The 14,727-nt window shown below is 46.1% G+C and carries 11 protein-coding genes, 3 tRNA genes and 1 other RNA gene; 11 read left to right on the top strand and 4 right to left on the bottom strand.

The features are described from left to right. The first annotated feature begins 3 nt into the window (after positions 1–3). The 9 genes from G3M70_05955 (at position 4) to G3M70_05915 (ending at position 6,394) form a co-directional block, all read left to right on the top strand. Entirely contained in the window at positions 4–858 is an 855-nt protein-coding gene (locus tag G3M70_05955; protein ID QPJ61453.1) for a tetratricopeptide repeat protein, read from the top strand. Next, positions 858–2,144, top strand: a complete 1,287-nt coding sequence (serS, locus tag G3M70_05950) for a serine--tRNA ligase (GenBank protein QPJ61452.1) — start codon at positions 858–860, stop codon at positions 2,142–2,144. The genes G3M70_05955 and serS overlap by 1 nt, the downstream gene beginning before the upstream one ends. 159 nt (positions 2,145–2,303) lie before the next feature. Then, a tRNA-Ser gene (locus tag G3M70_05945) sits at positions 2,304–2,393 on the top strand. 174 nt (positions 2,394–2,567) lie between these two features. Then, positions 2,568–2,659, top strand: a tRNA-Ser gene (locus G3M70_05940). Positions 2,660–3,004: 345 nt separating this feature from the next. Beyond that, positions 3,005–3,102: signal recognition particle sRNA small type (ffs, locus tag G3M70_05935), an RNA gene on the top strand. A gap of 34 nt (positions 3,103–3,136) precedes the next feature. Then, entirely contained in the window at positions 3,137–4,801 is a 1,665-nt protein-coding gene (dnaX, locus tag G3M70_05930; GenBank protein QPJ61451.1) for a DNA polymerase III subunit gamma/tau, read from the top strand. A 269-nt stretch (positions 4,802–5,070) separates the two neighbouring features. Beyond that, on the top strand, positions 5,071–5,388 hold the full coding sequence (locus G3M70_05925) for a YbaB/EbfC family nucleoid-associated protein (protein ID QPJ61450.1): 318 nt from the start codon (positions 5,071–5,073) through the stop codon (positions 5,386–5,388). Between the two features lie 225 nt (positions 5,389–5,613). Further along, positions 5,614–6,213: a recombination protein RecR gene (gene recR, locus G3M70_05920; GenBank protein ID QPJ61449.1), complete on the top strand. Its 600-nt coding sequence runs from the start codon at positions 5,614–5,616 to the stop codon at positions 6,211–6,213. Positions 6,214–6,319: 106 nt separating this feature from the next. Then, positions 6,320–6,394: transfer RNA gene (locus G3M70_05915), tRNA-Asn, on the top strand. Positions 6,395–6,937: 543 nt separating this feature from the next. On the opposite strand, the gene G3M70_05910 is transcribed toward G3M70_05915, so the two are convergent. After that, positions 6,938–10,999 carry a type II toxin-antitoxin system MqsA family antitoxin gene (locus tag G3M70_05910; GenBank protein QPJ61448.1) on the bottom strand — a complete coding sequence of 1,354 codons (4,062 nt, stop codon included), beginning with the start codon at positions 10,997–10,999 and terminating at the stop codon, positions 6,938–6,940. Between the two features lie 393 nt (positions 11,000–11,392). Between G3M70_05910 and G3M70_05905 the strand changes: the two genes are divergently transcribed. Continuing rightward, positions 11,393–11,650: a ribbon-helix-helix protein, CopG family gene (locus tag G3M70_05905; protein QPJ61447.1), complete on the top strand. Its 258-nt coding sequence runs from the start codon at positions 11,393–11,395 to the stop codon at positions 11,648–11,650. Here the strand turns inward: G3M70_05905 and G3M70_05900 are convergent. The 3 genes from G3M70_05900 to G3M70_05890 all read right to left on the bottom strand — a co-directional run bounded on the left by G3M70_05900 (position 11,647) and on the right by G3M70_05890 (position 13,757). Further along, complete coding sequence (locus tag G3M70_05900; GenBank protein ID QPJ61446.1) at positions 11,647–11,943, bottom strand: hypothetical protein; 297 nt, start codon at positions 11,941–11,943, stop codon at positions 11,647–11,649. The two genes, G3M70_05905 and G3M70_05900, sit on opposite strands and share 4 nt — an antisense overlap. Before the next feature lie 266 nt (positions 11,944–12,209). Next, positions 12,210–12,386 carry a hypothetical protein gene (locus G3M70_05895; GenBank protein ID QPJ61445.1) on the bottom strand — a complete coding sequence of 59 codons (177 nt, stop codon included), beginning with the start codon at positions 12,384–12,386 and terminating at the stop codon, positions 12,210–12,212. A 210-nt stretch (positions 12,387–12,596) separates the two neighbouring features. Further along, a complete protein-coding gene (locus tag G3M70_05890; GenBank protein QPJ61444.1) occupies positions 12,597–13,757 on the bottom strand; it encodes an SGNH/GDSL hydrolase family protein in 1,161 nt (386 codons plus the stop codon). A gap of 266 nt (positions 13,758–14,023) precedes the next feature. Here G3M70_05890 and rsmI point away from each other — a divergent pair, with 266 nt between their 5' ends. Beyond that, positions 14,024–14,722, top strand: coding sequence for a 16S rRNA (cytidine(1402)-2'-O)-methyltransferase (gene rsmI, locus G3M70_05885; protein QPJ61443.1), 699 nt, complete (start codon positions 14,024–14,026; stop codon positions 14,720–14,722). The last annotated feature ends 5 nt before the right edge of the window (positions 14,723–14,727 follow it).

Here is a 14,727-nt window from a genome sequence, read left to right as displayed (position 1 = left end):
ATTATGAAACTATGTTGGCCCCGCAAGCCAGGGATTTGGCTGGTTTGTCTGATGGCCCTCCTGTTGAGTGCCTGTCAGGATTCCAAAGTAGAAAAACTTCTCAACCAGGCCAATGAAGAGTGGGTGGGGGGTCGCAACCACAGCGCAGTTGAGCAGTTTAAATCAGTTCTTGAGATTGCTCCCACCGGCGTATATGCAGAAGAAGCGTTGTTTCGCCTGGGGGAGATCAACCTGTACGGGTTGAACGACCACATCCAGGCTATCAACTATTTTAAAGAGGTGGTGCAGGAGAATCCGCGCGGCCCTTTCCGCTATGATGCGCAGAAATACATCGCGGAAATTGTGGAAACCAATTTCAAGGATTACGATCAGGCCATCATCGAATACCAGAACCTGATCGATCGCAACCAGGTCCCTGAAGATAATCCTGAACATCAGTTCAAAATTGCCACGCTGTTCATCAAGAAGCAAAGTTACGATCAGGCAGTAGTGGAGTTTGAATTGCTGCTCGAAAAATATCCTGAATCCGACTGGTCGGCTCAGGCCCAATATAAAATTGTTGAGTTGTATTACACCCTGGGTAAATGCGAGGTTGCCCGGGAGCGCTACCAGCAGTTTGTAAAAAAGAAGCCCAAAAACCCCTTCAAAGGCGAGATGGATTTTGTGATGGCCTCCTGCCTTGAAGATGAGGGCAAGCTGCAGGTTGCCTATAAAAGTTTTAAAGCCCTGGAGGGTAAATATAAATACCCGGCCATGGTGAAAATGAAACTGGAAGGACTTGAAGGGCGCATCAAAAAAAGCAAGCAGCCCAAGTCGAGAAAATCACGGAAGAAAAGAAAGTCACGGAGACAACGTTAATGCTGGATATAAAAAAAATCAGGGAAAACCCGGAAGAGTTCCGCGATCTGCTCAAAAAACGCGGGACTGGGGTTGCTGAAGAAATTGAACTGCTTCTCGAAAAAGACCGGAAGCGTCGTGAAGGGATCCAGCATGCGGAGCAGTTAAAAAACAAGAAAAAGACACTTTCACAAGAGGTAGGAAAGCTCAAACAAAAAGGCGAAGACGCGACTTCTCTTATGGAAGAGGTCAAGCAGATCAACGAAGAGATCAAACGCTACGATGATACCGCCGAGGAGAATGAGCAGGCACTGCAGGAGCATCTACTGGCGATCCCCAACACGCCACATGATTCTGTTCCCAAGGGGGAAAACGAAGACGCAAATGAACTGGTGCGGGAATGGGGAACCCCGGGGAAATTTGATTTTGAAGTACGCAACCATGTCGAGCTGGGTGAAGCCCTCGACATTCTGGATCAAAAACGTGCGGTAAAAATTTCTGCTTCGAGGTTTGCAGTTTTCAAAAAGGAAGGTGCCAGACTGCTTCGTGCATTGATCCAGTTCATGCTGGATGTGCAGACGGAGGAGAACGGTTATGGTGAAATATCTCCTCCCTTTCTGGTCAATCGGGAATCCATGATAGGGACCGGTCAGTTTCCAAAGTTCGAGGAGGATCAGTTCAGGCTGGCCGACGACCCGCTGTTTCTTATTCCAACAGCAGAAGTCCCGTTGACCAACCTGCACCGCGATGAAATTCTGGAAGAAGACAGCCTGCCCCTTTGTTACGCGGCTTATACAGCCTGCTTCCGGCGTGAGGCCGGTTCATATGGAAAGGACACACAGGGGATCATCCGGCAACACCAGTTCGATAAGGTCGAACTCGTAAAATTTTGCAAACCGGAAAACTCTTTTGAAGAACTTGAAAAACTGGTTAAGGATGCTGAGTCAATTTTACAAAAACTGGACCTGCCCTACCGCGTGATGAACCTGTGCACGGGCGACCTGGGGTTTTCATCCACCAAGACCTATGATCTCGAAGTCTGGCTGCCGAGCCAGAAGATGTATCGGGAAATATCGTCCTGCAGCAATTTTGTGGATTACCAGGCGAGACGTGCGAAAATCCGGTTCCGGCGTGGTGGCGCCAAAGGCAAGCCAGAGCTGGTTCACACTCTTAATGGATCGGGTCTTGCGGCAGGCCGATTATGGGTCGCTGTGCTGGAAAATTACCAGCAGGAAGATGGATCGATCCAGATCCCTGCCCCTTTGCAGAGCTATATGGGCGGTCGCGAAAAGATTGGACCAGCCTGATAACTTTATGAGGCAAAACAGGGTGAAATCCTGCACACAGCATCTTGACAATCGGTTAGTTACAGGACACTATTAGGAAATCGAATACAGGCAGGTATATTAAGGTTTCGGCTTAGAAAACAAACAGAGATTCAAAAATTTAGAAGTTCAATTTAAATCGGAGGGATGGCCGAGTGGTTGAAGGCGACGGTCTTGAAAACCGTTGAGCGTGAGAGCGTTCCGTGGGTTCGAATCCCACTCCCTCCTCCACTTCTCGCCGGAGGGGCAACTAAACGTTGGCGGGAAAAGCTTCCAGTCGGGGTTTAGAAAGTTTTCTCCAGACCTTCGCACTATAGGGATGCGATTGATAGAGGCTGGTCACAGTTTCCCGGTAGGGTTCCCACTTTTTTGAACCCCCGCTGAAAATTTAAAGGAAAACAATAAGGAGAGGTGGCCGAGTTGGCTGAAGGCGCACGCCTGCTAAGTGTGTGTAGGTCAAAAGCCTACCGAGGGTTCGAATCCCTCCCTCTCCGCCATTTTATACCGGAGCCCTGAAGGAGATATCAGGAGCCGTTTTGTTGATCTTTTTCCATCAGGAAATCATCCTTTCAGAAACGCCTCCTTAAGTATTCTTATTGAATAAAGTTTAGTCCTGGAGGAGTTGAACCCTCCAGGAGGGCACCAAAATGAGGGTGGAATTGGCAGAAAAGCCGGCGAGTAGGAATTGACTTTACCCACGGCTTGAGGCAATGTATCCTTGATAGCTCGGATAGAGAACAGGAAGACTGACTGGCAGGGTGCCATTGGCAAAAGCTCTGTAAGTCCTTAAAAAATAAAACGTTCCGATGGCCCATTGTCATCGTTAAAAATTTGGGCAGTTTTGTTGGGCCTCACGCAACGTGGCCTTGTGAACCCCGCCAGGTCCGGAAGGAAGCAACGGTAGCAAGTTTCTACGGGTGCTGTGAGATCCCCAACAATTCTGCCTTTTTAATTCCCCCCGTTTCCAACACACCATGAAATTTCAAGCCTCTGCACGGAAATGGCGACCGCAGAAATTTTCCCAGCTCATCGGGCAGGAACATATTGTCCGCACGCTGAAGAATGCGATCGAACTCGACCGCATTGCACAGGCCTATCTTTTTTCGGGAACGCGTGGAGTGGGCAAAACAACGTCCGCCCGCCTCCTCGCCAAAGCCCTCAACTGTGAACAGGGTCCAACACCGGAACCCTGCGATATCTGCACCCATTGCGTGGAAATCCGGGACGGCCACAGTGTCGATGTTCTTGAAATCGACGGCGCTTCCAACAATGGTGTAGCCGAAGCGCGTGAATTGATCGATAACGTTCAATACAGCACATCGTCCTGCCGCTACAAGGTTTACATCATCGATGAAGTGCACATGCTGTCGAAGAGTGCGTTCAATGCCCTGCTCAAAACTCTGGAGGAACCGCCGCCGGGTGTGGTGTTTATTTTCGCGACCACCGAGATGAACAAGATTCCGGAAACGATTTTGAGCCGCTGCCAGCATTTCGAATTTAAGCCACTGTCGCATCAGCAGATCATGGACCAGTTGCAATTGATCTGTGACCAGGAAGAAATAAAAATCGATCCCGGCAGCCTGGAAGAGGTTGCCAAAAACGGGGCCGGCAGTATGCGCGATGCGCAAAGCCTGCTCGATCAGGTGATCGCCTTCAGTGGTAAGTCCATCGATGCGGGTTCCGTGCAACAGGTGCTCGGGATTGTCGGACAGGACGCGCTGATTCAATTTTTCGATATGATTTTGTCCAAGGATGGCCCGGCGCTGATGCAAACGGTGCATAACACCACGCTGGAGGGGAAAGATCTCGGTCTGCTCTGTCGAGATCTTCTGGAGTACCTGCGAAATCTAATGATCGTCAAGGTGGCGAAAGAGTCGAGTGCATTACTGGATCAGAAAAGTTGCGACATCGAAGCGTTGACCCGGCAGGCGGAAGCGATTCATCTGGATGAGTTGCAGCAGATGTTCCAGGCGCTGTCGCGTGCGGAAATGGACATGAAACGCAGCTCTCTACCCCGTACGGTTTTTGAAATGGCACTGATTAGAATGCTGGACGTAAGGCCTTTTCAAAATATCGACGCCATGATTGATCAGATCAATACGATGCAGCCGACAGCGCCAGCAAGTAACCACCCGGTACCTGCTGCCAGCCCGGGACCCACGGCCGCTCCGGCATCGGCACCTGCCGCATCATCTAATACAGCATCCAATACCGCATCGAGCCCAGCGCCTGCAAGCCCCGCATCAGCACCAGTAGCAGGTGGTGGCCAAAATAAGTGGGAGCAGATCAAGGCGCGCGCGGGTGAAGCCAAGCGCATCTTCGCCACCTATCTTGCGCAGGCTGAGGTCCTGGAGCTCAGTGACGAATGTCTGCATCTGGCGTTTCCGGATCCGTTCACGCAGGGACAGGCGGATAAAGATGAGAACAAGGCCTTGCTGAAAGAAATTGCGGAAGCGGTTATGGGCAGCCCTTCTGTTAAAATCAAACTGGACTGTAGACCCGCGTCTACTCCAACACCGGCTCAGTCAGATCCAGCCAGTGGAAAAGGCAGTGGATCAGATAAAAAAAAAGAAAGTCCGACTGAACAACAGATTTTACAGGACGCCGTTGAAATTCTGGGAGGCACCATCATCGGTTAAGGCTTTCGCGGACGGCGGACCGGTAGTGTAAAACGGTTTGGGTGGCAAAGTAGTCTTTCTTGTGAAGGAGTTCTTTGCAGAGGTCCTTAAAAATTTGGGAAATTACCATCGCCTTGTCCCCTTCCTTAAATAAGGAGGGGGTACGGGGGAGGTTGAATTAAAAACCCCACCCGCACCTTCCCCTTTCAAGGGGAGGGAAAATAAAAGAGCTTTCTGAAATATTTAATGCCAATAAAAAAGGGCAACTCCAATAGAGGTTAAATAAAACCATGTTCGATAAATTCGGTGGAATGTTACAGCAGTTTAAAGACATGCAGTCCAAGTTTGGAGAGGTCCAGGACAAACTGCGGGAAAAGCGGATAGAAGCCTCTACCGGCGGAGGAATGGTGAAAGTGACAGCCAATGGACTCAATGAAATTCTGTCGGTGCAGATCGACGAGGAACTGATCAACATGCAGGACCGTGCCATCCTGGAAGAACTGACCGCCGGCGCAATGAATGAAGTCACCAGACAGGCGAAAGCGCTCTTTGCCGAAGAGGTTTCGCAACTGACAGGCGGCATCAAAATCCCCGGTCTGTTCGGTTAACTCCTCGCCGGAGGGGCAAAGTAGAACCATCTTACGGTAGGGTGATGTACAACCTGTTGGCTATACAACGGGTGTTTGGAAACATCTTTTTAGCCTTCCACTTTCCGCTGAGGAAATAGTTTTGTGTGATTACAATATTCCCTCTTTATAAAGAGGGAAGCGAAGCAGGGTGATTTGCCTCTCCCCTTGCCGGACATCTTCCTATTTAAAATTAATGGACAACAATTGAAACGTCCTAGTGCACTAACCGATTTAATTCAGGAACTCAAGCGCCTGCCCGGCATAGGTCAGAAGACCGCCGAGCGGTTGTCGTTCTTCATCCTGCGCGGGGAAAAAATGCGCGCCGATAAATTGTCGACCGCCATCACCAATGTAAAAGAAAAAATTGTGCTGTGTACCGAGTGCCACGGCATCACCGAGCGCAATCCGTGTGACATATGCACCGATGACAAACGCGACCGCAGTCTCATTTGCGTCGTTGAAGAGCCGTACGATGTTTACGTTCTGGAAAACGTTGGCGAGTTCAAAGGGGTGTACCACGTGCTGATGGGAGTGATATCGCCACTGGATGGCATCGGACCAGGAGAGCTGACACTCGATGCCCTGAAAACACGGGTCGATACCGGTGCCGTGAAAGAAATTATTCTGGCGACCAATCCGGATCTGGAAGGCGAGGCCACCGCGATTTATATCGCCAAAATGTTCAAGGAAAACGCCGTAAAACTGAGCAGGATCGCGCGCGGTGTCCCGGTCGGAGGCGATATTGAATACGCTGACACCGTCACCCTGCAAAAAGCCCTGGAAGGTCGCACGGATATGGGGTAGTTTGAGCCCAAATGGTTAAAATTGGGTCGATTTATGCGCTTGACCCAGCCGCAAGACCTGATAAAATTACTTCTTTGCCGCAGCAGCCCACCAAACAAGACACCATTCCGGAGTGGCGCAATGGTAGCGCAGACGGCTGTTAACCGTAAGGTTACAGGTTCGAATCCTGTCTCCGGAGCCAAATATTAAAAGCCGCCCTTTTTAAGGGCGGCTTTTTTGTTTTTGGGATTTTCGAATTGTTTATTGGAAACCTTTTTATATGAATGCATCAATTATGAAGCGATATTTTGGAATTAATTGCAGAAATGACATTAGGGAATATCCTGAACCTTTTTTTTGGTGGCAGATTGAAGAAAAGGATTTTAATTTTCGAATAAGCCGCACTGCTGTATTACGATCTAATTTATGTAATTTATCAAAATAGTATTCGTCAAAATGCGACCATTCTGTCAAGGATCTAAACATTTTTTGAAATTGGTTACACCCCCCATCATCCCTTTTTGAAAGAGCAGAGAAAACCAAGTCGACCATTTTTCTTCTGGATATAGATTGATCCTTAAAACTTTTTATGAGTTTCAACTCTTTTGAGGTGCATGAATGGTCTTGAAAAAAATCATAAATTTCTTGACGATTCCAAAGTATTGCCAAGATACAATCTTTCATACAGGTTTTAATGTCAGTTCTAAATGTCATAAAATTTCTAATTTTTCCCAGCTTTATTCCATCAGACAGACCAAAAAGCTTCCTGCTCCTCGTCTTCATCCCGCGCTTGGTTTTTTTGATGCCTCAAGATATTTATCATCCTCTCAGCCCAAAAACGAACCTCTTTCCTTGGGTGGTCCTTTAGTTCTTTAAATGGAATTAAATAAAGCTGGAAATAGGTAGTCCTTGAACCACTCCAACCATAAGTGAAAATATTTCTTTCTATACCTTCCAATACTTCTTTCTGATCTCCAAATTCATCTAAGAGCTTTCTCATGACTGGATGAACTTCGATATCTGTTTCCTTAGGGTTTTGGGTTGTAAGGACTGGGACAATTGCGGCAACAAGGCTCGGTGCTGTTTTTTTGTTTGCTTGGCACCAGGAAAAAAGAGTTTCTTCTGGGAGACTTAAGATTGGAGGGTTCTTACTTTCTCGAAATGAATATTTATCCCCTAGCAGGTGTTCAAATTTCCACGCCACTCTTATATCTGAAGTTATGGCCGGGCCAATAATTTGCCACGAAATTTCAGGAAAATCTGAGAGCAGCAAAGGCACCAATGGTTTGATCAACCTTTCATTTCCATTATTTACCAAATTAACAAGCTGATTCGACAGAATGGACGCAATTGATCTAGCATCCACATTTCCCCTACCTTTTCGCAATATCCATTTCATAATATCCTGGAAATGGTGCTCGTCCATTTGAGACCTATGTCCATCTTTTGATTTTAATCCAGAATTTTCTGCGGCCAGTTTGATCTGCGGGATAAACTCTTCTAAAATTTCAGGCCTACCGTAGGCATACATTCCCAGGAGATCCATTGCGACACAAAATCCCTCTTCACTTATTGTGATTAACAGATCAAATAGGGGTGACACATCCGCAGGCGATAATTCTGCCAAAACGCCCCCGCAGCTCCATTGCATTAGATGCCAAGGGGTAATCAACTCAGCTTTCAAAGCGCCAGAAACCATAGGAATATCTTCCGCTTGAATTCCAATTCTCAAACAAATAGACGGCAAAGCGGGGGCAAAATCTGCGGAACCCGATGCATTCAGTTTAAATTCTTCAACGGCTTGAGGATTTTTCTGGTATAGCCCCCGTAAATAGCCTGCTAATAGATCAAAATCTCTGTCCTCAGCTTTAATATCGAGCAAACTTTTAGTGATCAAATTAAGCCACTTTTCAGGGTTTTCAGACTTTCTGGAAATTTGATAGCCAAAAACCCAAGCCATTCGTAATTGGCCTCGGCGTTTTTCTTTTGGCAGACAATTGATCTTTGCTAATGCTTTTTTCAAATCTTCGGGGGTCTTGAGATAATCGCCTACAAGATCTTCAACAGCCTCTTTTTGCTTTTTTTCCCTTTGTTCAAAGCTAAGCTTTTCATCGCAAGGGTAATCCCATGGCATTTCTATTACTAGGATACGAAGGCGGTCTTCTAAAGATTTGGGGGTGAAAGTTTTTAGGATAGCTTGTATTTCCTTAATATATTCGGCTGAATGCCCTTCGATATCGTGAACAAGAACATCTCCCAAGCTCTCATATGCTTCAGGCCAGTATGCCCCATGAACCGAAACAACTTCCTCTACAGCCCTTTTCACTACTTTAAGGAACTGCTTATTTGCTAAATATCGAAATTTATTTCCCAATCCTTGTTTTGCAGCGGCTCCAACTTCATCTTTTCTTTTAGATAAATCAATGAGCCGGTTACAACAGCCTTCAATATAATTTACAAATTCTTCCCCTGTATTTGGACGCCAAGGCTCTTTCACAGGACGGGTCCCATGTGTTTCCGCTCCAACTCCCCTAGAAAAAAAATCCGTTTCAGAACCTGAAATAAGTGCTTCCACAACCATGAGAAGCTGGCTTTCATTATCTGTGTTAAGCGCATCATCAATGACGCGAAAACGCATTTCAGCATTTCCCTCCGTATTTCCTAAATGAACAGGGAAAAAGGACTTAAAATTTCCTGTAGCATAATTGTCCCAACTTTCACTTTCATTTATTGCCAAGTCCAACATAATCTTGGCACCTCTTTCAAAAACTTCTGTGCAGAAACTAATTTTTTGGAGAGCCCACACAATATGTCTTCGGGCATCCCCATCTAAAATTTTGATTTTTTGAGGAGACACTCTTCCTAAAGATCTTTCAAGGAGTGAAACTGCAGCTTCAGCATCTACCTCTGCCAAACATGAAAAGATTTCCGCTGCTCCAGTTTTAGATAGATTTTCTATGGAATCTAAGGGCCCACCCGCCCTTAACAAATACTTTCCAATCTGTATACCCAGATCCGTTGTGTTCAGAAGAGCCAATTGGCTAAATGCCCTTTTTTTTAATTCTTCAGATAATGGCCCAGCTATCATGTCTTCCCATTCGTCTCTCCCCCACTCAGACCACTTCAATTCAGCAAGACACAATGCAACAGGGCGGGGTTGAATCAATAAAGCTTTGCCTTTTTTTTGAACAATACCACGCGCCTCTAATTTATAAATTGCAGAACGAAGACCTTCGGCATCCAAACGTGAACTTAAATCAGCCACAACCTCAATTTCACTTTCATATAACACACCAAAAATACTCAGAAGTTGAGCGCCATACAAAAGGAGATCGGGCTCAAATTTTTCCCGGCCTATAATAATTATTTTCGCAATTTCACTAAATGCATCTAAAATTGGCTTCTCATTTGTCCAAGACTCCCCCAGTAAAGTTGCGACTCTGGGGAAACCCTGAGAAAACTTTACAAACCTTCTTTGGTCTTCGTCCCGTAAATTTGGAGCTACCGTTTTTAGAATTTTATCAATTACTAACTTATCTGCCGGGCCCACAAGGACCGTATCATCCTTCTCTATAAAAGGAGGTTCATCATCAATGGTGATGAGGGATAGTTTGCTTTCTTCTCTTTGAATCAGGTTTAACAAATGACGATGGGTCTGCACATCGCAACTATCTACAACAACTATGGCTCGTGTAGATGAATCAGCAAGGTTCTGTATTGCGTGTTTAATTGAATGTGTACCTGCTGATTGCTCATCTACATAAAGGGCTAAATCTTTTATTGAAGTTGAGCTAGTGCCGTCAATTATTACTTCGCCTCTTAAAGCCTCCAATATAAGTCGCGATTTTCCAGTTCCCGAAGGGCCATGAACCCTCATTCCATTTTTTGGTTTTATTATTGATGGAAGGAGCTTACTTTGTACCTCTTTCAGCCTTGAGTCCTCGAAAAATTCAATACTATGTTCTGGACTATTACTCCAATACTCCAAGGACCGAAAATTTCCAATAGAACTGATTTCCGTTTTCTCCAGTAGCCATATGGCTACAGAAGGATGTGTATTTACCCAATCAGCAATCATGCTGGAATCAAAAAATCGAACTTGGTGATCTTTAAATGACAAACCAGCCTCAGTTAGAGTCTTTCTAATTGCAGTTTCTTTTTTTTGAGTTTCCTGGTGGACATACCCATGCGCGCAAAGCAGAGTGTAGGTTCCGCCCGCCTCCAAAACAGAACGAACCATCTCTTTGATTTGGCCTTTTTTATTTATTACCTCTTTGCCTGCCTTTTTGTTTTCTATTTTCCCTGACTTCATTTGAAATTGATTTAAACGGCAGGAGAGGTATAGAGTTTTTTCTGGGCTTCCTTCCCATTTAATCCGTGCGTCTTCCCCTCCATCTGGGGCGTTTATATTTTCCGGTACATGAATAGTTGGTGAAGGAAGAGAATAGGAAAAGGCCTCCGCCGCCAATAATCGTCTTGTCAAATTTACCAATTGGTCAGCAGATAACTCTTCAACATGCTTACCCTTAACTTCGAAGGGAGATCGTCCACTTATTTTCTTTGGTTTGGTTTCATTGCCAGTTAAGGTTTCCAAGGCTTTTGGATTGACCTCTAGAATCTTCAAAAGATTAATAACGGCAGCAGCGGGCTTAATAGAACCTGCCTCATACTTTGTGAAAGCTCTGGGGCCTCCACCAAGAATTTCTCCAGCTACATCTTGAGAAAGACCGAGGGATTCACGAATTGCCCGGATTCGCTCTGGAGATAATTCGTCGTTCGATTTTTGAGCCCCACCCCTTTTAATCATATGACCTTAATGGGTAAAATTATAATGATATGACCATTATGGTCACAAGTGATATTTGTGTCAACTTTAAATGTGAAAAAAAGGATATTTCTATCTAAAGACAAAAGGCGGGGTTATTTTCTCACTCGCAAATACCTCACCATATAAAAACATCCCACGGCGGCGGGGAGGTTTTTGTCTGTGGCCGCTGACTAGGTTTCAGGTCTCGGGTACCGGCTTGTTCGGTGAAATACCAGAAAAAAAGCATCCCCTTTCCGCAAAGCGCCCACACCGGTAGCAGTTTTAAACCCCATGTGTCCTTCATACGCCCTATTCAGGATTCGTTAATGCCTGGGAAACTTGTCTTTGTTTGAATACGATAATTATAAAGTTTTATATCAGGAATGATTGTTTATGAGTCAAAATATGGGAAATGTTACCGTTCGCCTTTCCAGGGAAACCCAGAAAAAACTGGATCATATTGCTTCCAGTTTTGACCGTTCCCGCAACTGGCTTATTACGGAAGCTGTTGATAACTATCTTGAAGTGTTTGAATGGCAGGAACAACGCATCAAAGAACGCCTGAAGAAAGCGGATAAGGGCGGTAAGTTTCTGGATAGCGGCAATGAGGTTATTTCCTCATTCTGGATGGGCTGCGGGTGGGCTAATTAGACCAGGCACCGGCGGTGGCGTCTTTTTTTCTTTAGAAGTTTTCTGATTTTTTTGATCAGTTTCCGGTCCAACTTCTTGGCTTTTGGATTGGTCGATTGAACACTCCCCGGTTTATTTGTTCCCGTGGAACTCACAGGAAAATAAGCGAGGTCTAATGCGCTGCTCCGTTCAATTTTCTCCGATTGATTCTCAGGAGTGTTATCTGGTATCGGGTGTGTGCTTTTCGAAAGGGCGGGACTGGCCAGGAAGAAAACCAGGAAGGTGATGACAATTGATATCGCGGTTCTGTTCATTTTCAAGAGAAGTTTTCCTCAAGTAGTAATTGTGTAGTATCACCGGTAAATTTTTGCCGGAGAATTATTCAAACGACACAATAAATACTAGCAAACTTCTCTTTTGGATCAGGTTTGTTTTCTGTTAGTAAATTCGGACAGATTTTCGCGAGGAAAAGAAAATACCAAGGGGGGGATGGCAGTTGGATTATGGATTTTTACCTCCCCTGGCCCTTTCCAATTAAAATTGAAAAAGCCAGGGGAAGTCTAAAAAGATGGGTTCCTTTTTAATCCCAGTAATCAATGCTGTCTTCTTCAGCATCGTGAGCAAGGTAAGTGATCGGCGCTTCCACTTTTCCCTGGTTTTTTGAAACCTTCATATGATGCGAGGCGGTGCTGCAGCCGGTTATAAAAAGGCCAATCACAAGGATTCCCAATAACTGCTTCAGGGTTTTTCTATACATAATCCACCTCCGAAATATTTTGCGGGAAATTCACTACATTCAGTATATGAAAATGCGCCTGGATTTCAAACCAAATTCTAACAATTCGGATATTCAAGATTTGGCTTAAAAAAACTTATAACGGAATTGGGCGGTTTTTGGCGAGCAAACCGTTGAATTTGAGGGTTCAGCTCTTTAAGGAAGGTAAAAGGAATAACATCCGGGTATCGTTCAAGTCACCCGGCCGGAGCCGAGGATCTGGCGGACGAGGAAGTCGATGCTGTTGTCGGCCAGGAATTTGTGTCCGGTGGCGTTGAAGTGGTTGTCGTGTTCAAAAGTATTCGCTGCCAGTGCTTTGCGATCGAGTGCGTTAAACGCCGGGTACATGTTCAAATGGGGAATTCCTTCCTGCATCAGGAAGGTATCGAACTCTCGTAACGATAGTGGCGGGTAGTTGTAGTATTGTTCAACATCCATAAAATGGATCACGATCAACTGGCTTCCGGATTTCAGCACTTCGTCGTTTAATTTCCGAATCAACCTGCGGGTCAGGTGCCAGCCTTCCGAGTCGAAGAAAAATTTATCGTCTACGGTGGACTCAAGATCCTCGCCCAGAGGTGGAGGTTTGAACGCCATGCCCTGCCGGGCAAATTCAAAAGCCTGGGGCTGGGCTTCATATTCTTTTTGAATGCGCACTGTCCGCTGACCATTATCTGAAAAAAGGTTTTTTACATGCGTTTCAACCTCGTTGTATCCCTTGCGGGTCAGGTGGTACACGGCACTGTGATTCCATAACCACTTATTAAAATCTTTACGCGCAAGATTTATCTTCCGTATCAAAGGAATTTCATACTGACCGCGCAATGGATTGGGTTGCGCTTCCAACTGTGCCTGCAAATTGTTTTCGATATCGTTGCCCCAGTAAAAACCGAGCACAGTGTAATCGGGCTGAAATTGTTTTGCTTTGAGATGATACATCTGCAGCGATTCCCAGGTGCCAAACCCGCGCACGCCGAAATTGAGTACTTCAACATCCCGGCCCAGCCGTTTGGGCAACGCCCGCTCCCAGATTTCGTGATAGCGCTGAGTGTTTTTTACTTCTTCCCCTGCAGTCATGGAATCGCCCAGCACCGCAATTCGCAAAGCGCCTGGAGTTTTGGGTTTTGGATAGTTCTGGTCCAGCATCCCGTGACGGTTTACTTTGATGACATTTTCATATTTAAGACTGCCCTCCGTATTGGCACAATATTCTCTTTCATATATAGGGTGGAAACAGACCACACGTACGGGCAAAAGCTGATCACTGAGTCGGAGTCCTATCTCTGCTAAAAATAAAAAAACCAAAAACGGCAGACAGGAAAACAATATCTTTTTACTGAGGGGAGTTTTCATCGTCCTATTCTCTTTGTCGTATGTCTTTGAGCTTAACATTATTCAAAATATTGTTAGAACTGGATGCGGCGGAAATATGAAAACCATTTGCTCCACTAAACCGGGCAAGGGTCGCATCAGGGAGCTCCGCCATAACGACTATTTGTAGCCGCTTACGGGTCCCTCTATAGTAGTCGGGGGGATCAGCATTCAGCTTACACAACAATCGCTTCTTTTCCAAATAGTTATTGCCATCATGTCACCCCCCGGCTAAAATAGCGATTAGTATGACGGAACGCGGCAAGGGCAGACTTTTTGTAGTCAGTACTCCTATTGGCAATCTCAAGGATTTTACTTTTCGGGGTGTCGAAACCCTGGGGGAAGTCGATTGTATCGCGGCCGAAGACACCCGCCGGACCCGGATTCTGCTGAGTCATTACAACCTCAAAACCCCCCTGTCGAGTTACAACTCATACAACAAAATTCCGAAAGGACGTGAATTTGTCCGCCGAATGGAAAACGGGGAAAATATTGCCCTGGTTTCGGATGCTGGCACCCCGGGAGTATCCGATCCCCTATACCACCTGGTAAAAGCAGCCCTCGAAGAGGGAATCGAGGTGGAATCCATTCCGGGAGCCTCGGCCTTGTTGTCGGGACTTGTGGTCTCGGGGTTGCCAACCGACCGGTTTCTTTTCGAAGGGTTTCTTCCGCGGAAAAAGGGTCGGTCAACACGGCTGACCTGGCTGGCAACACAACCCTGCACCGTTGTGTTTTTTGAATCGCCCCACCGGATTGGAAAAACACTGGCAGATATTCTGGGAGTGTTCGGTAACAGGGAAGCGGCTATTGCGCGCGAAATGACCAAGCTGCATGAAGAAATAAACCGCGGGACTCTCGAGGAACTGATCGAGACGCATGCGGAGCGTAAGTGGAAAGGCGAAATCACCCTGATTGTTGCCGGGGCAAATTCGAAAAAGGGAGAGTAAAGAAG

Origin of the sequence: Candidatus Nitronauta litoralis, assembly GCA_015698285.1 — a bacterium.
Classification (GTDB): Bacteria; Nitrospinota; Nitrospinia; order Nitrospinales; family Nitrospinaceae; genus Nitronauta; species Nitronauta litoralis.
The sequence above is the reverse complement of the archived record's forward strand: the minus strand, read 5'-3'. Positions and strand labels throughout refer to the sequence as shown.